Below are 20,112 nucleotides of genomic sequence, written 5' to 3'. Positions count from 1 at the left end.
CATGTGGTCCGAGTCAATGACGCCAGGGGAGAGGCTAGGCTCTCTCTATGGAACCGGCTGGGCGGATCGTCCCGGAGCGGGTACATTCGCTATGGGCCTGATCGCCAAGATGACCCCTGGGCTCAGCATCGGGGAGTGCTACCTGGACCCAGAAAAGTTTGCCAGGGCGTATATTCGAGTGCAGCAGACGCTTGGGTTCGATTCTGGCCCCATGTTCGGCCATGCCTCGCTAGGTGCGGCCGAGTTCGGCGGCGAGCTGAGCTATCCAGCTCCGAACTCGAGAGCACAGTCGCCGATGGTGAGGAAGCATCCAATCGACACTCCAGAGAAGGTCGACGCCATGGAGGTGCCCGAGATCTCTAAGGTCAAGGAAGTGGTCTCCGAATGCAAGGGCGCGAACTGGGTCGTGGAGAACTATCCTGCAGGCTTCAATGGTCCGTCCATCGTTTGTGGTTCGCCCTTCTCCCTGGGAGGGAACGCCATCGGCGTGGAGCAGATGCTGCTGTGGATGATCGAAGAGCCGGATCTGGTCCACAAGGTCATGGACAGGATGAGCGAGTTCCTCATCGAGAAGGCCAAGTACATCGTCGCCAACGTTGGTCCGATAATGCTGTTCGACGGTGGCCCGACCGAGGCCAATGATCTCATCAGCCCCAAGCAGTTCGAGACCTTTGCCCTGCCCTACCTGAAGAAGGTCCGCGAGGGAGCGCTAAAGGCCGGTATTCCCGGATTCCTGTGCCATCCCTGTGGCGATCAGAACGGGAACATAGAGATGTGGGCTGAAGCGCCAGGTAACTTTGCCGTCAACTTCGATTTCCGCACTCCATTGGAGAAGGTGGTCAAGGTGTTCGGCCCGAAGTCAATGATCATCGGGAACATCGAACCAGCAAAGTTCCAGTACAGCGACTACGACTACATCTACAAGACCACCATGGATTACATGAAGATCGCCGCCACCAACTGTCCGCATGGCTACATGGTCGGCCCCGGCTGCGAGATACCGACCGACACCCCAGCTCTACATGTTGGTGCTATGCTTCAGGCCACCAGGGACTATGCCCAAAGCAAAGAGTGGCAGGAGAGGCGTCCGCGGTGAGCATCGAGGGACCGTTGGTCCCTCCATCATTTTTTTATTTTGTAAAAAATAAATGGACTTGAGGTATCAAAATGGTCGAAAATGTAGTGGAAACTAACGTCAGATTGGTAGACACAACTGCAAGCCCGGACGCGCTTGGCTCGATGCTGCTGGGATGGGTGACCGTACTGCTGGCCCTTACCGCCTTTAACGTCGTTCCGATGGGTGGAATGGTCCTCCTTACCGTCTTCTTCTCAGGGTTTGGCTTCTTGTTCGTCTCGTTCATAGGGTACAGGAGAGGAGAGATGTTCACCCTGTTCGCCTTCGGAGCGATAGCGGTGTTCGTGTGGGCCTTCTCCAGCTTTTCCCTGCTGCCCGGTACTGGCATAATACCGGCGCCGACGGCGAGTGAGGTGGCGGCGTTCCTGATGGTGTTCGCATCCTTTGTAGGAGTGCTCGGATTCATCACCTTGAAGATGCCCTGCCGTCTCCTGAGCATCACCATCTTCTCCGCCTCTCTGCTTTTCTTCATGGTAGGCCTCCATGCAGTTCTTGGCGGTGACACCCTGCAACTGGTCTGGGGCATCTGGGGAATGTTCGTCGGTGTGCTCGCCCTGTACACTGGATGCGCCATTACCCTGAACACAGTGTACGGCAAAATGGCTCTCCCCCTCATGATGTGCGAGGTGAAGAAATAAGGCCGATCGGAATGAGATCTAACATGAAGAACGAGGGTTCCTCCTTTCCCACCCTCCTCTAAACCTCTTAGGGGGCACCGCGTCCCCCGCCCTCTCCATACATCAATGATCATGGGACGCACGATCGACGGAGTGGGAAATTAACAACGATGAAATACCTCTAAACTTATGCAGAATTCCAACATTGGGCGAGGTATGGGGAGCATCGATCGAAAGATGTTGTTTGGGGAACCTCGGCTGAACCGCCCAGGAGAGTCCTAGATGTTCCACGAGAAAATGACACCATCGGAGCGAATGGAATCACTCCATGAAACAGGCTTCGCCGACCGCCCTGGAGCTTTCGTTCTGGCCACCGGCTTCATACCCAAGATGACCGGGAACCTGACGATCGGAGAGTGCTATGAATATCCGATCCGATACGCTAAGGCCTTTCATAGCGTACAGCAGATGCTGGGCTTCGATTCGGGGCCGTTGTTCGGACACCCAGCGTTCGCGGTCAAGGAGTTCGGCGGCAGACTATCGTACCCTCGCAGCAACTCCCGGGCACTCTTTCCCGTTATAACACGGAGGCCGGTGAACAAACCGGAGGATGTCGACAAGCTGGAGGTCCCTGACCCGCACAAGGCGGGAGATATCCCCAAAGAAATTGCAGGTGCGAAGTTCGTCATGGACTCTTACCCGAAAGGGTATAGGAACCCCATCCTGGTGACAGGCGACACGTTCACATGGGCCGGTAACATCGTCGGTCTTGATACCCTACTCATTTGGCTGCAGAACGAACCTGATCTTGCCAAGAAACTTTTGGACAAGGTCAGCGAGTTCCAGGTCGAGCTGGTGAAATATGCCTTGACCCATGTCGGGGACATCTACTTCTTTGATGGCGGGCCTAGTGACTCCAACGACCTCATCACGTCTAAGCAGTTCGAAAAGTTCGCTTTGCCTCCCATGATGTCATACCGCCGAAAGGCAATGAAAGCCGGTGCTACCAAATTCATCTCTCATCCATGTGGAAATCAGACCAAGAACATCGAGTATTGGGCCCAGATGCCGGGGACCTTCGCCACCAGCTTCGACTTTCGTACTCCCCTGGAGACGGGTGTCTCCAGGTTTAGCAAGGACGCTATGATCATTGGCAATATCGAGTGCATCCAATTCACGCTAGGTGACGTGGATTGGATCTACAATAAGGCCATGACTAAATTGAGGATGGCGGCTAACCGCTGTCCCAAGGGATACATGGTCGCTCCGGGCTGTGAACTCCCTGCACTGAGCTCTCCGGTGAATGTTCACGCCATGGTGAGAGCGGCACGCGATTTCGCCGAAGGGCCGGAATGGAAGAGACATTGAACGATTAGAATGATTATTGGGAGCATAAATCGATAATGTATATCAATAACCACCTTATTCGAACGTGCGGATATGAGCTTTCGATCAGTATGACATGATCTGTTACGAATGCTATACTGAGAGAACGTTTCTTGATAATCTCCAGCGTAGTTTTATCGTTATAATTTAATTATAATATTCATGACTTCCTGCAGGGTATGCGGTTCAGAGACCCTTAATGGACATCATGATCTCTGCCTCAGTTGTTTCAGATCGAAAGGGTCGAAGAAAGAATCAGTCACCTCTCAGGAAGAAAATGGGCTCTCTGGGGAGGAGCTTAACTTCCGATACAACATGATCAAAGGCAGGATCGCTGAGACCCTCATAGAGGAGCTCTTCCTATCTCTGGGATACAACGTGTTCAGGTACGGAATGGAGAACACCGTTCCAGGCATTTTGGATCTGCTCAAGGGCATGAGGAACGATGTGGCCGATAATATCCGATTGATGCCTGATTTCGTTGTACAACGAGGCGATAAGGTCTATTTCATCGAGGTCAAATATCGCTCCAGCGAAGAGTACAGCATAGCGGATCTACCATCCAACTATCCATATGAGAACACCTACTTCGTAATAGTCTCGAAGAAACACATAAAATGCATCTCCTTCTGGGAGCTCAAAGCTGGAATGGAGATATCTCCCTCGTCGAAGAACTATCTTGGTTATCGAAAGGAGTTCAAGCTCGATAGGCAGACCATCATCGACTTCTGCGACTTCGCGGTCACCTTCTTTGAGAGAACCTAACCAGATTTGGCATTTCCTGTGTTTGCCATACATTTTGATTTTTTTATTTGCTAGATATTTGAGGATCAATAGGTTAAATGAGAGCTATCGTTGGCACTTACCATCGATGTCGAACGCGAAGGACCAATGCCCCCGAATTATTTTCCCTGTTCACCTCCACCGGGATCCACGATCGAACCGAAATGCCAGATGATGCAATGTCAAAGGTGTGAAAAGGGCTCGTTGGAACATGTCCTTCTACTCACGTTGACAGTCGCCAAGGATTATTATCGCAATGCCGATGATCTTTGGGTAGCCGCCGGTGCTACTTACAAGAATCTCGAAACCAACTACCTCATTTCACCGAAGCATGTCCATGAGGCCGGTCCAAGAAAGGTCGTCCAGGATACGAAGAAACATTCGCTTTCGAGATAACCAAACGATATGCTCACATCCGTCGAACAATCGCTGTGAATTTTTATAAAAAGTATGCAGAGGACCCCGTTGAGTTCCTAAAAACTTACGACTCCGTCGGACGGCCAATAATGATGAGATTGAAGAACGACCGGCACGTGAATAACAAACGATCGGTTGCGGATTTTCCGAATTAACGAGGGGATATGATCAGGCCTCTGTGGCTTCTAGGCCTGCGGGACAAAACATGCAGGCCCTCATAATGCTCTTGTTCGACAGCAACCTGGCTAGCGGAAGCAGGCTCCACAGAGCAAAAAATGCACGGCCATCATTTGTCGTCTTTAACTACCAGTGAAGGTGACCAAGATAGTTGATGGTGCGGAGAACCTCGAGCGGATCGATGGAACCTTTGGAGCCCCCGTCCTCAGGGTGGAGACTCTCTCACCGCATCGTTGGGATAAAAATCATAACAGTTATATCAAAGACCATTGGTGAACAAAAGGAAAAGGAGGGGTTGAGGCCGTCCGATGGATACCATCATCGAGGTCAGAGAGCTAGTGAAATCCTTTGGGGACATCAAGGCGGTCGAAAACATCTCCTTCGATGTTGGACGAGGGGAGATATTTGGATTCCTCGGCCCCAACGGAGCAGGGAAATCCACCACCATCAAGATCCTGACCACCCTGATCGGGAAGGGCTCCGGAACGATTACCATCGACGGCTTGGACCTGGACGCGCAAGCCGATGAGGTTAGACGCATCATCGGCTACGCGTCCCAGGAGGTCGGCGTCGATAACGACCTTACGGCACGGGAGAACCTCTTCATCCAGTGCCGGTACTACCACATCCCTAAAGAGAAGTCACGGGAAAAAGTGGAGGATCTGCTAAGGACCGTCAATCTTGTGGAGGCCGGGGATAGGAAGCTATCGACATACTCTGGAGGAATGAGAAAGCGCCTAGACCTCGCCACGGCGTTAGTGTCCGATCCCAGGATACTTTTCCTGGACGAGCCGACGACCGGACTGGACCCTAAGAGCCGCAAGGAGCTCTGGGACTATATTCGGGGGCTGAACAAGAAGGGCACCACGATTTTCCTCACCACCCAGTACATGGAGGAGGCCGATCAGCTGGCTGACCGGCTGTGCATAATCGATGAGGGCAGGATTGTGGCGGAGGGAGCACCAGAGGAGCTAAAGGCCAAGATAGGGGCGGACACCATCACGATGAGCCTCCGGGAGTATGATGCTGCGGTGCTCGAGCGGGCTAAAAATGCCCTGGGTTCCATTACCGGCATAAAGGAAATCCGGGAGTGCCAGCTCGATGACATATGCGAGAATGGGCTGGTGCTGACGATTGGGGACGGTTCCTCGATCATGCCACAGGTCGTCAGGGCATTGGATGCCGCGAGCGTTGAGGTGGGTAAGTTGACCCTCTCCACACCTACCCTCGATGATGTGTTCCTCAGCCTCACCGGCAAAACGCTTAAGGTGAGCGAGAAGGCGAACGGTGATCTGATGAGCAAGCGCAGGAGGCGAGCCCGATTATGATGGAATGGGTCTCTGAGATCGGGGTGGTCTTCTATAGGTGGATAATAAAGCTGCGGAGGAAGCCTATCTACCTGTTCTTCTCCCTGATCCAACCGCTGGTGTGGTTCTTGCTGTTCACCCAGGCCTTCTCGGCCATAGGTAACATACCAGACTTTGAGCAGATCACGGGTACCAACAACTACATCACCTTCTTCACCGCGGCTGTCATCATCCAGACCGTGGCGTCGTCGGCGTTGCAGTCCGGGATCGGTATGGTCAACGACCTGGACAGCGGCTATCTGGATAAGATGAAGGTCGCACCCATCCGCAAGTCCTCGATCCTGCTCGGCAAGGTATTAAGCGATGGCATCAGCATTTTGATACAGGTAGGCATCATTGTTGCATTGGCCTTGATCGTCGGGGTGAACATCGCTACCGGAGTGGTCGGAATAGCGTTGTTACTTCTTCTTGCGATGGCCTTTGGCATAGCATGGTCTGGCATCTCTCTGTTCGTCGGTCTTCGGACCAAGAGCACCGAGACGACTCTATCGGTAGGTTTGCTGACCACCTTTCCACTGCTGTTCCTCTCCACGGCGGTCATGCCTAAAGAGCTACTTCCAAATTGGGTGCAAACAGTCGCAGCTGTCAATCCCATATCCTATATTGCCAATGCGATTCAGGGGTTGATTATCCGCGGCTTTGAGTGGGAGTCGATCGGCAACGCCATTATCGTCATAATTTTAATTGGGATTGTCAGCTTGGGAGCGAGCATCGCCCTCTTCAGGAGGGCTGTCTCTCGATGACGGAGCGGTGCGGAACATGTTGGTCCTTAACTGAGAAGGGGGGGGTGGTCGATGTTGTGCACCATTGGAAAAATAGAAATGACCGGTCAGCTCACCGGGAAGTGATTTGGTGGCTCGTCGAAAAAAAAGTGGATGGGGTGCTGCCAGGACCATCGCAGATGCTCGCTCAAAGAGCCCGTTGCGGTGATGTTCATCTCATTAGGCGCTGGAGCCGCACTGCCCGCCGGCCATCTCCAGGAACCAGCGGTAGGTACCGACGAACCTGTCAAGGCCATCCTTGTCCCTCAGCGCCCTGACCGGCATCGGAGGGCGCTCGATTATCCTGGCCTCCGGTATCTTCACACCCTTGATCCGGTTTAGCATGCTGAGCATCTCCATCCTCTTCTCGCGGGAGTCGAACGGAGGCAGGTCGACCCAATCCTTGAAGTGGATGTCGATTCCGCCGTTGGTGCCGACGCAGAAAAGGCTGACCTCTCTCTCGCCCAGGCGCACCGCCGGCCGGAAGACCATCCTTCCATAGTCGGTGACGCTGTCACCGAAGGACACCGAGCATGCGAGTCCCTCTGACCACGCCATCAGTTCCCTGATGGTCTCGAGGTCCTCCTGGGGGATGGAGTTCTCGGCCAAAGCCCTGAAGAAGTCGTCCCGGGTGTGCTCCGTTCGTACCTTGGGAGGCCGAGGTCTCGGCTCCTCCCTGATGGTGGGCGCGACCATGGGGGCGCGCTTCACCTTAACCGCCTTTGGCCGAGGCTCGGGCTCCGGTTCCTTAATCTTCATTATGAGGCTTCCGCAGTCGGGGCAGAACATGATATTGGACGGATACTGCTTGTCGCACTTCCTACAGACCTTGACAGATATCATAGTGGATCATTCCGTGTTGCTCTCGTGGATGTGGACCACGCACCGGCTCGGACAGCCCGGCCTCTCGGCCAGCACCTCATCATATTTAATCCCGCCTCATCCTCGAGAGCGGTTGGAGAAAGGTCGCCTACGCGGCAGTTTCATGCGAGCCTCATAATATGCGAACCTCATCGAGTAGGGCGCCTCGACATTGTAAGTGAACGCTAGAGCACATGCCGTAACGGTGCAGGTAGTGGACGTCATCGGCAACGCGAGCGCGGCGACGGCCTATTTCACTTTGCAGACATGACCTGAGAGTGGTGCCCCATCTGATCAATTAGGAAAATTCTTTTTATAGATAATCGTTGTTCATTCATTGCCCTGTTGCCAGGAAAGTGATGGATGGGTCTTGCGATCATCTGTTCACCTCTACTTCACCTCCCCAAGGGCAGTAGCTGGCCAGGGCTCTGTTGTTTTCCTTGCTGCATTTCTCCTTGTTAAGCTCGCCTTTTGCCAGCTTATCAGAAAAAAGTCTTTAGTCCCTGTGAGAGAAAAATGATGTGAACAGGTGACACCAGTGCAAAAAGTAATAAAAAAATTAGGAAGAGGTTTGTGCCATCAGTCGCAATGGCCCGGTCCAATGAGCCCATTGTTGTAGTTGTCCAGCACATCCTTCCATTCGTTGACCTTCTGCTGATCCTCTGAGCTTAGTCCATCCCAGTCCGCGGACCCATGCTCCGCGAGGAACGCTTCAGTAGCGGCGATGGTCTCATCCACAGCGTTGTCGCCTGCTCCGTTCAGTATGTTTAGCTTGGCGGCGAGCAGTTGAGCGTAGAGGCGGTTGATCCCGTTGGAGGAGACGCCCTGGCGGTCGAGGATGTTCTTAGCCTCGGCGGCAGTGCTCACCTGAACGCTCTTTGTGCCGTCCTTGTCTCCCAGCCAGATGACCCCACCGGCCGATGCGATCAGCGGGGTCACGAGGTCGGCCTGGTTACCATGCCCAATGCCAGCGTGGTTCTTCCAGTAGCCGATGGTGTAAGTGCATCCGCACTCATCATCGCAGGGGTCGCAAGGGTTGCAGGGATCACATGGGTTGCAAGGGTCGCAAGGGTTGCAGGGATCACATGGGTTGCAAGGGTCGCAAGGGTTGCAGGGATCACATGGGTTGCAAGGGTCGCAAGGGTTGCAGGGATCACATGGGTCGCTGTTCCCGCACTCATCCTCGGGTGGGACCTCGCAATCATCGCCCTCTGTCGATCCCTGGTCTTCGGCGTCGCCGCTGTAGCTGTCAAAGTTGTTTATGGCCTTCTCTTCGCTCACAGGGCTGGGCGTGTCGTCGGTCGTGGTGATGTTCGGCAGCGGGCCAACGACCAGACCCTCCGGATTGGGACCGGGGGAGCTAAAAACATAGACGGCGGCCATGCTGAACATCAGCATCATCGTTACTGTTACGCTTAGTACTGCCTTCTTTCTCATCTTCTATTCTCCTGATTTTGATTCCTGATAGTTAGATTTGATAATGATATTTGCAGGTTAAATTATATATATCTATTGAAAAAAAATTATGAAAAACAATAAAATCTGGCTATCATAATTGATACCACCTGTATTCAATCCTGATCCGCGATAAGATATACTCAATCTGAGATAATTTCAAAGGGCCGGTTTAGAAGTGGGTTGGATCAGATACTTTAGATCCTGAATATGGAGGTATCGAGGTGACAGCATATGATTTCTTGATCAACTCTATCAAGGCAATAGGCCTTACCGAAGATGCCGTCAGGTCGGGCTCTAATACGATCTCTTTGAGTAAAACTTCAATCTGTTTGGAGATCCTAATTAATGTCGTCCCTTGGTGACCGAATTTTTTAGGAAATGGTCGGAGAGCGTACGACCGGTCCGCTCTCGGATGTTCTTCAAACCGTCCAAATTGGTCTCGTCATCTCACAACTCTATTCTTAATTTTAAAATGACGATCCTCGAAATCTCCCAAACTGAATCGCATACCACTATGGCATTGTCGGTCTTCCGATCTCTTGACCGGTAGGGTTCTCATCCTAGTTCCACACTTCGGACACCATCTATCGCTGCTCCCACCAGGGTTGCCGAATTTGTACTCCCCACATTCCGGACATTTCATGTCAATACCTCTCTGTCTCACATCCTCACCTATAAATCCAGTTTCAAACATCCAACTTCCATCAATGTCCCTTCCTGAGTTAACTGGGAGGCGCCTGTCCAGTCCCGTTCTGAGGACATGACCTCGAAAGGCCCTGAGGAAACATAAAAAAAATAGAAGAACCCGCCTCCTTCTAAGATCAGGTCATGAGCTTGATACTCTCCGACCGGTCGAGAAAGCATTCATAATGACTTACTGGAAAAACTCGTCACAAGAGAAGGTCCTGAACTTGATCTGGTCTCTGAGCACGATGGTCTAGTTCACGAATGAACTCTAGGATGCCTAACTGCATCCACGCCATTTAGGCTGACCACAGTGGTGAAGGACGATCTGCCCGGAGTCAGCACCATCTCACTCAAATGGATTGACATTAGGGATAAATTCAATGACCATGACGCCTCCATCGCCACAGTGAGAGCGTCCCGACCCCCGCGCTGAGGATCACCAGACCGGCAAGCGCAACTTGACCCTCGATGGTATTCAAGAACGGTGCTGGTGTTGACGGAGCAGATGTTGTGGACAACGTAACGTTCACGATGCTGCTTCGCTCACTCTCACCGTTCGAGTTGAAGGCGCTGACCTGGTAATGGTAGGTGCTCCCTTCGTCAAGTCCCTGATGGGTATAGTTCGTGCTGTTGGTGGTAATGACTGCAACATCACCATCGATCTCTGTGCTCCAGTAGATGTGATATCCGATCGTCGGTGAGCCTCCGTCGGCCATCGTATCGTTCCATGTCAGGGTAACATCAGCATCACCGGGGACCGCGGTCAGACCGGAAGGCTCGCTGGGAGGTGAGAGCCTCTCGATGTTGTCGCCCATGGTCAACCCATGCCACACCTCTCCCGGCGAAGGGAAATCTGAGGCCGCGAACGCATGACCCCTTATCTCCGCCGATGTGTTATTGATCCAGTTCTGACCGATCTGGGTTGGTGCGACCGAACCCAAAAAGGAGATAGAGGTCAGATCGATGCAGCCAGAGAACGCCATGTCCCCTATGGACTTTAGACCGCTCCCCAGCGTCACCGATGTCAGACCGCTCTCGTAAAGGGCGTAACCTCCGATATCCGTTACGTTGTCGGGGATGTTTAGAGCGTTCAGGGACCCGCAGTAGGCGAACGCGCCATATCCGACGGTAGTGACATTCTCCGGAATGAATAAGTGGCTAAGTGAGGAACAGTTCCAGAACGTGTACCCCTCGATGGACGTCACTCCCTCTGGAATGACTAAGTAGGTCAGGGACGGACAGCCTAGGAACGCCGCCTCTCCGATGTAGGTAACGGCGTAAGGGATGGATATCGATTCAAGAGGGCAGTAGCTGAAAGCCCCCTCCCCGATGTGTGTTAAGCCCTCAGGTAAAGATATTGAGGTTAGGCCGCTCTCGGAGAACGCCCATCCTCCGATGGTAGTGACGCCGGTGGGGATGGTGATCGTGCTCAGTGAACTGCACTTGGCGAACGTGCCGTTCGGTATCGCCTCCATTCCCTGTCCAATTGATACCGTCGTCAGAGGGCACTCGTTGAACGCATCGTACCCCATGTGAACGACGCTGTCCGGTACGGTTATCGAGGTCAGGCCGGACATGGCGAATGCGGAATACCCTATGGATGTGACGCTCTCAGGGATCGTGATGGACGTCAGGGACCCGCAGCCTAAGAACGCATGGTCCTCTATGAAATTCAAGCTGACCGGCAAGTTCACCGAAGTTAGGGCGGAACAGCCGTAGAACACACCGTCCGCTATGCTCGTGACGCTGTCCGGAATGTTCACCGACGTCAGATTGCGGCAGTTCTTGAACGCCCCCAAGGCAATGCTAGTCACGCTGTCAGGAATGTCCACCGATGTGAGCGAACACTCCTCGAACGCGAAGTTATAGATGCCCGTCACGCTTCCAGAGATGTTCACGGAGGTCAGAGCGGAGCACTGGAAGAAAGCCCTGTACCCGATGGTGGACACCCCGTGAGGGACGGTGAACGATCCGCTCTTTCCTCCGGGACATACGGATAGCACGCTGAGGTTCTTGTTGTACACCACGCCTTCAACGCTAGTATAGTTCGGATTGCCTACCTCCACATCGATGTCGGTCAGGGAGCGGCAGCCGTCAAAGGCCATATAGCCGATCCACGTGACGCTCTGGGGTATAGTCATCTGTGTCAGACCGATGCAGTTGGAGAAAGCGAGGTTTCCGATGTATGTCACATTGCCCGGGATGATCACGGAGTTCAAGGCGGAGCAGCCACGAAAGGTCCCGTTGTCTATACTGGTCACGTTTTCAGGGATCGTTATTGACTGCAGGGAGGAGCATTGAAAGAACGTGTAGTCCCCAACGAACGTTACAGTGTCCGGTATGGCCACTGAAGTGAGGTCGATGCAGTTGTAGAACGCATCGTCCCCGATCCATGTGACGCCTTTGGGAATGACTACAGATGTCACCTTGGTTTCCTTGAAGGAGTAGAACCCGATGCCTACCACCGGGTATCCCCCTAGCTCGCTCGGGACCTCTACAGAACTGGCGCTGCCGGTGTACCTGGTCACGGTGACCTCGCCGTCCCTCACCTCGAAGTTGTAATCGCTCTGCTGATACCCTGACACGACGTCCATTGAGACTATGAGCATCGGACCGACCGTGGTGATGATGATTGCCATTGTGAATGTGAGGACCAAGACCTCCCGTGCCATCGTACTTCTCCCTCCCTGGATCTATGCACACCATTATGCCAAAGTGTTTCTTTTTGTAAAAAAGGAAAAAAAGAATTGAAAAGGATTGAAGCGGGTGTAGAGTTGTCTCTTCTGGAGGTCTCTCTCCTATGGTGCCCTCCTCTTCCTGCTGAGCATTACCGCTGCCGCTCCGATCACTGCCGCTCCTCCCACGCCGGCCACCGCCACGTACTCCAGCGGGATGCTCGTACCGGTGGTGCCGCCAACCGACGCGGTCACCTTGCTCGACGACTGCCCCAGGCCGTTGGCGTTCTTGGCGTTGACCTGATAGAAGTGATCGACGCCCTCGCTCACGTTGGTGTCCACGAACGTGGTGTCAGTGACGGTCGCGACCTGCGTCATGTTTGCTGAGTCGTTCCCACGGTAGACGGTGTACTCGATCACCGGTGAGCCTCCGTCGTCCGAGGGCGCATCCCACGTTAGCTTGATGTCGCCGCCGACCACGCCGGCGGTGAGGTTCGTGGGCTCCGACGGGACCATGGTCTCATTCACCAGAGTCGCGTTCACCTGGCCGCTGGGCTCGCCCTCGCCTACCTGGTTCTGGGCGGTGACATAGTAGTAGTACGTCTCACCGCCCTGCAGGCCGGTGTGCAGGAAGCTCGTTCCCTGGACCGGTATGCTTTTGAAGTCCGCGTGCGGGTTCAGGCTCCAGTAGAGCACGTAGCCGGTTATCGACGCACCACCGGCGCTCGCAGGCTCGTTCCACGAGAGCTGCACCTGACCGCTTCCGGGTGTGACGTTCAGCTGGTCAGGAGCTCCCGGAACCGTGTATTGGGGTGATGGCATCGCTGAGGGCGTGGCGCTCACCGTTCCGCTGACCGGACCCTCCCCCAGAGAGTTGTTGGCGGCTACGGCGAAATCATAGCTGACGCCGTTGATGAGGCCGTCAATGACCACGGTGGTGTTCGTCACCGTCGTCACGGCAGTCCCGTTCTGATAGACCACGTAGTGGTCCACCTCCGAACCTCCATCATTCATCGGGGCGGTCCAATCGAGCTGGACCTGACCGAGCCCTGGGGTAGCGGTCAGTCCGATCGGAGGCCCAAGAGATGGCGACCCCACCGATGAGAAGGTGGCATACTTGAGGTCCCCATTGATATAGTCGTAGTAGCTGATGTGGACCCCGTCATCAGGACCGATGGCGATGGCCGAGTCTTCTCCCACATCACCCTCGCTGTCGATCACCCAGTAGCTTGGTTCTCCGCCTGGGTTGGTAACATAGCAGAGCACCCCCTCCTCTTAGCTATAGTAGCTGATGTGGAACTGGTCAAGCGAATCTATGGCTATGGAGGAGTGATATCCCACCTCTACCGTATCCTCCATAATATAGAGCTTCCAATCGCCCTCGGAATTGGTCGCGTACAGGAGGTCCCCGTTCTCGGCGTCACTGTAGCTTATGTGGATCCCGTCCTTGGAGTCGATGGCGATAGAGGAGTCGTACCCCGTATCCCCCTCTGGATCCACGATGAACTTCTGCCATGTACCTGCAGTGTTGTTGGCGTACCTCAGGTCCATGTTATCGGCGTCATAGTAGCTGATGTGGACGCCATCCTTGGAGTCGATGGCGATCGCCGAATGGTAGCCGACCGCCACCTCGCTGTCGATGATATCTATGCTCCATGGACCCCCAGAATTGGTGGCATATCTAAGAGTCTCGTTCGTATAGTCCCAGTAGCTGATGTGGACATTGTCCTGAGAGTCGATGGCGATAGCCGAGTCCACCCCCACATCCCCATCGCCGTCGACTATCCAGCGGTTCCACGAACCACCTACATTGGTAGCATAGTCCAGGTCCATGTTGGTGGCGTCGTAGTAGCTTATATGGACGTTATCCTGTGAATCTATCGCGATCGAGGGATTGTAGCCTACATCTCCCTCGGTGTCGATGATCCACTTGGCCCACGAATCGCTCACATTGGTGGCCCATATTAGGTCCCCATTGTCGTAATCATAGTAGCAGATGTGGACGTAACCCTTTGAATCGATGGCTATCGAGCTCCGCTCGCCAACGTCCCCCACGGAGTCGATCGTCAGGATCGATGGGTCCCCCGCATCCGCAGCCTCTGCCGTTCCAGGTATGGACACAACGATGGACGCACCTGCCGAGATGGCCATCATTAGTGCCAAAAACAAGACAGCACATTCCCTATTATGCCTCATTTTTCCTCTCCCCTATGACTCTGTTTAGAGTTCCCTCGACAGAATCAAAACATTATCAATCCATAGAATAAAAGGATGAGCGCTCTAATCTACGAGAAAAATCGAACCTTTAGTTGTTGACCCTGAAGTTAGTTCCATTGATGTTAACGATATCTAGGCCAGCATCCTCATGTCATGCGAGGCGATCTTCGAGCGAACCTCGGTATGGTGATCCAACAATAATGGAAACATCACCGTTGCTGAGGATCCTTATCTTCGCTTCCACTTCCGATCCGGTCGGCCATGTGCTCATTTCCCCAGATGTACATCATCTCAACTATTGGCATTAGCGTCCTGTATCTTTCGGTGAGCGTGTACTCCACTCTGGGCGGCACCTCAGGGTACACCTTCCTGGCAACGAGCCCATCGTCCTCCAGCTCGCGAAGCTGCTTGGTGAGCATCCTCTGAGTGATGTTCGGAGTGACGATAGAGAGCTCGTCAGCGATCTGCCCGAACCGGAGCGTTCCGTCCCGGAGAGCCCAGAGGATCAGCGGTTTCCACCGGCCGGCTAGAATGTCAACGGTCGCTTCGACCGGACCATGGTACTTCTTCTGACGCATAGGCAAAGCTCCCCTATCGACCACCAGTATACAATTTGGTAGCTAATACCAAGGTGTATTCTGTTCACGCTATGTATCGATACCGCATATCCTGTGTTGCAGCGAACCGTTAATCTTCCGCTGCCTGAAAAAAGATGTAAAAGGATGCATGGAAAATGGACAAGGAGAGATGAACCGATGCCAATAATTACACTGGAAATGGGGCCGCTGTCGAGCGAACAGAAGGAGAAGCTGATCATCTCATTCACCCGGGATGTCTGCGACGTGACAGGCATGCCGCCGGAGGCGATGGTCGTGCTCATACGTGAGCTCAGCAGGGAGAATATGGGCGTGGGCGGCCACCAGCTGTCCTCTATGAACGTTAGGCGATGATGGCCATGTGGTCAGACCGAGGTACCGCGATGGAATGCATGAGCTCCAGGGGCATGAAACGCTTACCCCTTTTTTCTTAACCCTTGTAAGAAAGGAGAGATGTGACATGATACCGATCTGGCTTGGCCTCTTGCTTTCTATCACCTCGGTGATCGGGGGCATCATCAACGCGAGAGGGCGGATAGAGGGATTCTACGTCTGGATGCTCACCAGCGGGGCGTGGGGTGCGCTGTGCATCCTTGAACCGTCCATGCTCGGGCAGCTCCCGATGTGGCTGGCGTACTTTGTTATATCAGCCTATGGTGTCAAGATGTGGAGGAAGGAAGCAACTCCGATGAGATGAATGGGGAACCCTAAGTAAACCGCCCTTTTCCCCGATGTTCTCCTGAAGACTGTTATAACGAGCCATCCACCACATCATCGTTCAAGGTCCATTCCCGATCGATTGAAAGTCGAACGCTGTGAAAGCCACTTCCCTTGCTGCTGCCGGCGTGAACATCATGTTAGGTGTCGAGTTCAACGGCCTCGCTGGAAGTCACCTGGGGCCGTAACCAGCCATTGATGGTCCTCATAATTACGAGTCTATTTTTAGGGGGCACCCGGGAGATAAGAAAATCGAATGTTTTCAACGACCAGACATCCGGTATTAACCTACAATGTAGCCTAGATGAGATCGAAAGAAAACTAATAGTCTTTGTGAACACTAGGTAAATGCCGAGGTAAGAAATGGCGAATACACCACAGCCATCTCGCAAAGGGGTGCATAGGTCAAGCGAGGGTTCTGCCGACGTGGGCGTGAAGGGATTGACCAAATCCCCCGGCCCGGGCGCGGGCAAAGCGGACGGGGAGAGCGCCGTCCTCGAGGCCATCGCCAAGATGCCACAGCCATATCGGTCAATGGGAGAGCGGATCCATGCCATTATCAGGACCACGGCACCGGCCCTGGTGCCGAGACTCTGGTACGGAATGCCCGCGTACTCCAAGGACGGGAAGGTCGTCTGCTTCTTCCGCGGCGGGAACAAGTTCGAGGAGAGGTACATGACGTTCGGTTTCGACGATGTGGCTAACCTCGACGAAGGGAATATGTGGCCGGTCGCTTACGCGCTGACGGAGCTGACCGCCGCTGAGGAGAAAAAGATCGCCGATCTCGTGAGGAGAGCGGTGAGCTGACGCCCGTGACCTACCCTGGGCCTCAATCTGATGGGATCAAGATTCGCGTTTGAACAGGATCCACAGGCCTATCGTTCATGACGTAGCTCGTCGCTCAAGGACTTGCTCTCTGCTGGTATCGACACACCCATATCCATAAGGTGATTAGCTATACCGCAAACGAGCGACATGCTCATGATCGACAACAGCCGTATCATAAGGTATGGTTAGAGACATTAACCATCAAGATTAACCAGTCTTTTCTCGCGGATCTCGTCCCGGGTCCCCTTGAGCGAACCGGAACATGCCCTTGGGGACTCTCATCTCGAATCTTGCTCCCTTGCCGTACTCGCCGGTCTCCTGGATGGTGATGCCCGTTATGCCTAGGATCTCTTTTGAAAGGAAGAGTCCGAGCCCCGTCCCTTTGCCGAAGCCCCGCTTGAACAGGTGCTCCCTGTCCGCGGCCGATATGCCGTTGCCATCGTCCTCATATATGAGCAGCAGGTCCTCTTTGTCATCATGGCAACAGAATCGCGCGGTGATCGCCTTTCCGCCATACTTCGCGCTGTTCTCCATGAGATTATAGAACACCTTGCCGAGCATGGGATCGGCGAAGAGCTCCAGTCTTAGCACTTGTTCGCACAAGTTGATCTCCTTGATATCCAGCGCCCGCCCGCGCTCGGCCACGAGGTCCCCGACCCTTTGCCAGCGGGAGGCGGTCGACCCCAGCTCCTGGTAGTCCTTGGTGAAACGGATCTGTGCCCAGATGTTGTCCGTGGCCTTCTCGATCTTCGCCATCCTGGAGAGCATGCCGGGTTCGGTGGTCCCCTTCTGGGCCAGCTCGAGGTTGCCTCTCAGGACGAGAAGCTGGTTATTGATATCGTGCCTGGTGATGTTGGACAACAGGTTCAGCTTCTCGTTCGTCCGCCGGTACGCTTCCTCTATCCGTCTCCGCTCGGCGTTCTCCCTCAGCAGGTTCAACTTGCCCAGGCTGAGCATGGAGATGAGCGTGGTAAGATTGACGCAGAAACGTATCGATGTCTCTACCTTGTTCCTGCTATATCGAGGAACGCTCTCCAGTGTCTCCAAGTACTCCTCCTTCTCGAACCCGAACTTGTCCGCCTGATCGGCGAACACGTTGATGTCGAGGTCCTCATCGTCGTAGAAGAACTGTCCAAGAAAGACGTTACCTAGGTGGTGTCCCTCGATGATGATGGGGGTGACGACATGCCACATGTGGTTCCTGCACTTGTATCCGACCGTCTCGCCCACCTTCAATGATCTGGTGGGATGGATCTCGCTGTAGATGCAGTTCTTCAGCGACTCAGGGTTCTTCCTGTGGAACTGGGTGCAGATATTGTGCCATCCTGACTGGACCAGGAGCTCACCGTTCATGTCCATGATGGAGATGCCCATATTGGTGAGCTCGAAGAAATCGTCCATGATCTTCTGCAGTCGGTCTAGCTCAATGATGTCCCTTAGCACGATAGGAGCATCTATGCTGATGGCCTTCTCATGCTCCGTGACGGGGCTTGTCACGATGGTGATAGTTCCATTCTTGGAGCCTTTGGACATCGCCATGCATTAAATCTCATATTTTCTTTATATATCAACAATCGTCCGTGAAACTCAATTTCCAGATGATGAGGGAATAAGGTATCTGGACCACCTGTCTCATTAGGACCCGACCTCGACCGGATCTCGTTCAAGAAGGAAAGAGAAAGTCAACGGCGCGTAGATGTGTTCTAAAAATCACCAGGAAAAACCCTCACCCTCCCAGGGATCATCGGGTCCAATCCTCAGCTGCTGACCTTGCGGGAGAAGAGCACCAGGGCCGATGCCAGTACGATCGTTGCCAGCGCCAGGCCGATCATCGCCGCCATCTCCATAGACACCACGTTCTCCAGCGAGCTGAGGACTATCACCGCCGAGAGCTGGTTCCCTCCGTAGATGGTGAGGATCACGCCCAGCAGCACTGACCTCACGAGGGTGCCGACCAGCACCGCTACCGCGCAGGACACGGCCGCCATGGTCACCACGACCAGCGCCGGCTGCCCCAGCCCATCCAGCTCCACATAACCTAAGACGGACCAGTCATAGGCGTTCGCCACCAGCAGAGCGAAGATGGCCGCTGCGATGACACAGGCCACCACTGCCAGGTACTTTGCCAGCAGGAGGTGAGAGCGCTTCACCGGCCGCACCAGGAAGAGGTCGTACACGCCCTGCGTCCTCTCGTTGATGATGCTCACAGCGAGCGTGGTCGAGGCCAGCAGCCCTGCCATCGACGATATGGTCACTGCGGTGAAGGCGCCCAGGGGCATCCCCTCCAGGTCCGGGGACAGGAGGTACATTAGAACGGCGATAAGGGGCATACCGACCAGCAGGGCTATCATGACCTTGGAGCGGTAGAATCCGTTGACCTCGTCCCTGAACAGCAGGCCGAGGCTCATTGCGATCCCCCCACGTAGGCCATGTACACGTCCTCGAGCTTGGGGTCGTGGCGGTTGAACGCCCGGATGTGGCAGCCAGCCTTCATCAGAGCCTCCACGATCCTCGATGCCAGAGCATCCCACTGCGCGGCATCCTCGATGTGCACAACAAGCCAGCCGGGCGAGGGTTGACGGATGTCCGTCCCGGGGACGCTCACCGACCTCCACTCCCCTTTATCGTCCGCCAGCTCCACCACCAGCTCCGAGCGCAGGGACACCATCCTCTCCAGCCCGTCAATCGGTCCGGAGTAGCGCACCCTTCCGTTCTGTAGGAGTCCCACGGCATCGGCCAGGTCCTCAACGTCAGACAATATGTGGGACGAGAATAGGATAGTGGTCCCAGAATCCCTCAGCTCCCTGATGATCTTCTTGAACATGAACCGACTGGCCGGGTCCAGGGAGGCCATGGGCTCGTCTAAAATCAGCACGGATGGCTCGTGCAGCATCGCTTGGGCCAGCCCCAGCTTCTGCAGCGTCCCCCCGGAAAGTTTGTTGACCTTCCTCTTCCGGTGCTCCTCCAGGCCCAGCTGGGCTAATACCTCGTCCACTCTCGTGGATAAGGTCTCGCCTTCCAGGCCGGAGAGACGCCCGAGGGTCAGGAGGGCCTGCTCGCAGGTCCTCCACTCCTGGAACGCCGCCTTCTGGGGAAGGTAGCCCACCCTGATCTTCCTCTGGGCATCAGGGCCGCTCATGTCCGTCCCCGACACTATCACCTTCCCGCTCTGGTAGGGGATGAGCCCCAGCAGGGAGCGGATGATGGTCGACTTGCCTGCTCCGTTCGGCCCAATAAGCCCGTAGACAGTACCCTCGTCCACCCTCAGGGTGGCGCGGTCCACGGCCGTGAACTGTCCATACTTCTTTACCAGGTCCTCGATGATGATAGCTTCCATGTGCTCAACTCTCTGGAACATCGAACCGAGGGGCGGGCTCTTGAGGTCATGTACCCTGGCGGCCAACGGAAAGCGTCATCTTTGACATAAATA

At 54.5% G+C, this 20,112-nt stretch carries 19 protein-coding genes; 10 read left to right on the top strand and 9 right to left on the bottom strand.

Features of this window, described 5'->3' with window-relative positions; all coding sequences use genetic code 11:
* Position 1: 1 nt before the first annotated feature.
* The 6 genes from GXX95_00830 (at position 2) to GXX95_00805 (ending at position 6,625) form a co-directional block, all read left to right on the top strand.
* A complete protein-coding gene (locus tag GXX95_00830; protein ID NLT36692.1) occupies positions 2 to 1,096 on the top strand; it encodes a hypothetical protein in 1,095 nt (364 codons plus the stop codon).
* Between the two features lie 71 nt (positions 1,097 to 1,167).
* Positions 1,168 to 1,773 (top strand): acetate uptake transporter, encoded by a 606-nt coding sequence (locus GXX95_00825; GenBank protein NLT36691.1) that lies wholly within the window; start codon positions 1,168 to 1,170, stop codon positions 1,771 to 1,773.
* Positions 1,774 to 2,034: 261 nt separating this feature from the next.
* Positions 2,035 to 3,120 carry a hypothetical protein gene (locus GXX95_00820; protein NLT36690.1) on the top strand — a complete coding sequence of 362 codons (1,086 nt, stop codon included), beginning with the start codon at positions 2,035 to 2,037 and terminating at the stop codon, positions 3,118 to 3,120.
* Between the two features lie 180 nt (positions 3,121 to 3,300).
* Positions 3,301 to 3,903, top strand: coding sequence for a YraN family protein (locus tag GXX95_00815; protein NLT36689.1), 603 nt, complete (start codon positions 3,301 to 3,303; stop codon positions 3,901 to 3,903).
* 920 nt (positions 3,904 to 4,823) lie between these two features.
* On the top strand, positions 4,824 to 5,843 hold the full coding sequence (locus tag GXX95_00810) for an ATP-binding cassette domain-containing protein (protein ID NLT36688.1): 1,020 nt from the start codon (positions 4,824 to 4,826) through the stop codon (positions 5,841 to 5,843).
* Complete coding sequence (locus GXX95_00805) at positions 5,840 to 6,625, top strand: ABC transporter permease (protein NLT36687.1); 786 nt, start codon at positions 5,840 to 5,842, stop codon at positions 6,623 to 6,625. The genes GXX95_00810 and GXX95_00805 overlap by 4 nt, the downstream gene beginning before the upstream one ends.
* A 198-nt stretch (positions 6,626 to 6,823) precedes the next feature.
* Here GXX95_00805 and GXX95_00800 read toward each other — a convergent pair whose 3' ends face one another.
* Both GXX95_00800 and GXX95_00795 read right to left on the bottom strand, forming a co-directional pair.
* The gene (locus tag GXX95_00800; GenBank protein NLT36686.1) at positions 6,824 to 7,486 is read right to left on the bottom strand and encodes a hypothetical protein; all 663 of its coding nucleotides are present in this window, start codon (positions 7,484 to 7,486) and stop codon (positions 6,824 to 6,826) included.
* A 597-nt stretch (positions 7,487 to 8,083) separates the two neighbouring features.
* Positions 8,084 to 8,443 (bottom strand): hypothetical protein, encoded by a 360-nt coding sequence (locus GXX95_00795; protein NLT36685.1) that lies wholly within the window; start codon positions 8,441 to 8,443, stop codon positions 8,084 to 8,086.
* 61 nt (positions 8,444 to 8,504) lie between these two features.
* Between GXX95_00795 and GXX95_00790 the strand changes: the two genes are divergently transcribed.
* Positions 8,505 to 8,750: a hypothetical protein gene (locus tag GXX95_00790; GenBank protein NLT36684.1), complete on the top strand. Its 246-nt coding sequence runs from the start codon at positions 8,505 to 8,507 to the stop codon at positions 8,748 to 8,750.
* 1,276 nt (positions 8,751 to 10,026) lie between these two features.
* On the opposite strand, the gene GXX95_00785 is transcribed toward GXX95_00790, so the two are convergent.
* The 4 genes from GXX95_00785 to GXX95_00770 all read right to left on the bottom strand — a co-directional run bounded on the left by GXX95_00785 (position 10,027) and on the right by GXX95_00770 (position 15,119).
* Positions 10,027 to 12,321 (bottom strand): fibronectin type III domain-containing protein, encoded by a 2,295-nt coding sequence (locus GXX95_00785; protein NLT36683.1) that lies wholly within the window; start codon positions 12,319 to 12,321, stop codon positions 10,027 to 10,029.
* Positions 12,322 to 12,447: 126 nt separating this feature from the next.
* The gene (locus GXX95_00780; GenBank protein NLT36682.1) at positions 12,448 to 13,590 is read right to left on the bottom strand and encodes a fibronectin type III domain-containing protein; all 1,143 of its coding nucleotides are present in this window, start codon (positions 13,588 to 13,590) and stop codon (positions 12,448 to 12,450) included.
* 9 nt (positions 13,591 to 13,599) lie between these two features.
* Complete coding sequence (locus tag GXX95_00775) at positions 13,600 to 14,493, bottom strand: hypothetical protein (protein NLT36681.1); 894 nt, start codon at positions 14,491 to 14,493, stop codon at positions 13,600 to 13,602.
* A 257-nt stretch (positions 14,494 to 14,750) separates the two neighbouring features.
* The gene (locus tag GXX95_00770) at positions 14,751 to 15,119 is read right to left on the bottom strand and encodes a helix-turn-helix transcriptional regulator (protein ID NLT36680.1); all 369 of its coding nucleotides are present in this window, start codon (positions 15,117 to 15,119) and stop codon (positions 14,751 to 14,753) included.
* 177 nt (positions 15,120 to 15,296) lie between these two features.
* Between GXX95_00770 and GXX95_00765 the strand changes: the two genes are divergently transcribed.
* The 3 genes from GXX95_00765 to GXX95_00755 all read left to right on the top strand — a co-directional run bounded on the left by GXX95_00765 (position 15,297) and on the right by GXX95_00755 (position 16,661).
* The gene (locus GXX95_00765; GenBank protein NLT36679.1) at positions 15,297 to 15,491 is read left to right on the top strand and encodes a 4-oxalocrotonate tautomerase; all 195 of its coding nucleotides are present in this window, start codon (positions 15,297 to 15,299) and stop codon (positions 15,489 to 15,491) included.
* Between the two features lie 106 nt (positions 15,492 to 15,597).
* A complete protein-coding gene (locus tag GXX95_00760) occupies positions 15,598 to 15,834 on the top strand; it encodes a hypothetical protein (protein NLT36678.1) in 237 nt (78 codons plus the stop codon).
* A 383-nt stretch (positions 15,835 to 16,217) separates the two neighbouring features.
* Entirely contained in the window at positions 16,218 to 16,661 is a 444-nt protein-coding gene (locus GXX95_00755) for a DUF1801 domain-containing protein (GenBank protein NLT36677.1), read from the top strand.
* A 228-nt stretch (positions 16,662 to 16,889) separates the two neighbouring features.
* On the opposite strand, the gene GXX95_00750 is transcribed toward GXX95_00755, so the two are convergent.
* From GXX95_00750 to GXX95_00740, 3 genes are all read right to left on the bottom strand, one after another.
* Entirely contained in the window at positions 16,890 to 18,221 is a 1,332-nt protein-coding gene (locus GXX95_00750) for a hypothetical protein (GenBank protein NLT36676.1), read from the bottom strand.
* A 218-nt stretch (positions 18,222 to 18,439) separates the two neighbouring features.
* Complete coding sequence (locus GXX95_00745; GenBank protein NLT36675.1) at positions 18,440 to 19,090, bottom strand: ABC transporter permease subunit; 651 nt, start codon at positions 19,088 to 19,090, stop codon at positions 18,440 to 18,442.
* Positions 19,087 to 20,085 (bottom strand): ABC transporter ATP-binding protein, encoded by a 999-nt coding sequence (locus GXX95_00740; GenBank protein NLT36674.1) that lies wholly within the window; start codon positions 20,083 to 20,085, stop codon positions 19,087 to 19,089. The genes GXX95_00745 and GXX95_00740 overlap by 4 nt, the downstream gene beginning before the upstream one ends.
* Between the last annotated feature and the right edge of the window lie 27 nt (positions 20,086 to 20,112).

It is taken from the genome of Methanomassiliicoccus sp. (genome assembly GCA_012719175.1).
Classification (GTDB): domain Archaea; phylum Thermoplasmatota; class Thermoplasmata; order Methanomassiliicoccales; family Methanomassiliicoccaceae; genus UBA6.
The sequence above is the reverse complement of the archived record's forward strand: the minus strand, read 5'-3'. Positions and strand labels throughout refer to the sequence as shown.

What these genes read in the sequence shown, in the direction of transcription:
- GXX95_00830 (NLT36692.1), top strand. Translation starts at nt 2, where the DNA reads ATGTGGTCCGAGTCAATGACGCCAGGGGAGAGGCTAGGCTCTCTCTAT.
- GXX95_00825 (NLT36691.1), top strand. Translation starts at nt 1,168, where the DNA reads ATGGTCGAAAATGTAGTGGAAACTAACGTCAGATTGGTAGACACAACT.
- GXX95_00820 (NLT36690.1), top strand. Translation starts at nt 2,035, where the DNA reads ATGTTCCACGAGAAAATGACACCATCGGAGCGAATGGAATCACTCCAT.
- GXX95_00815 (NLT36689.1), top strand. Translation starts at nt 3,301, where the DNA reads ATGACTTCCTGCAGGGTATGCGGTTCAGAGACCCTTAATGGACATCAT.
- GXX95_00810 (NLT36688.1), top strand. Translation starts at nt 4,824, where the DNA reads ATGGATACCATCATCGAGGTCAGAGAGCTAGTGAAATCCTTTGGGGAC.
- GXX95_00805 (NLT36687.1), top strand. Translation starts at nt 5,840, where the DNA reads ATGATGGAATGGGTCTCTGAGATCGGGGTGGTCTTCTATAGGTGGATA.
- GXX95_00800 (NLT36686.1), bottom strand. Translation starts at nt 7,486, where the DNA reads ATGATATCTGTCAAGGTCTGTAGGAAGTGCGACAAGCAGTATCCGTCC.
- GXX95_00785 (NLT36683.1), bottom strand. Translation starts at nt 12,321, where the DNA reads ATGGCACGGGAGGTCTTGGTCCTCACATTCACAATGGCAATCATCATC.
- GXX95_00770 (NLT36680.1), bottom strand. Translation starts at nt 15,119, where the DNA reads ATGCGTCAGAAGAAGTACCATGGTCCGGTCGAAGCGACCGTTGACATT.
- GXX95_00765 (NLT36679.1), top strand. Translation starts at nt 15,297, where the DNA reads ATGCCAATAATTACACTGGAAATGGGGCCGCTGTCGAGCGAACAGAAG.
- GXX95_00760 (NLT36678.1), top strand. Translation starts at nt 15,598, where the DNA reads ATGATACCGATCTGGCTTGGCCTCTTGCTTTCTATCACCTCGGTGATC.
- GXX95_00755 (NLT36677.1), top strand. Translation starts at nt 16,218, where the DNA reads ATGGCGAATACACCACAGCCATCTCGCAAAGGGGTGCATAGGTCAAGC.
- GXX95_00750 (NLT36676.1), bottom strand. Translation starts at nt 18,221, where the DNA reads ATGGCGATGTCCAAAGGCTCCAAGAATGGAACTATCACCATCGTGACA.
- GXX95_00745 (NLT36675.1), bottom strand. Translation starts at nt 19,090, where the DNA reads ATGAGCCTCGGCCTGCTGTTCAGGGACGAGGTCAACGGATTCTACCGC.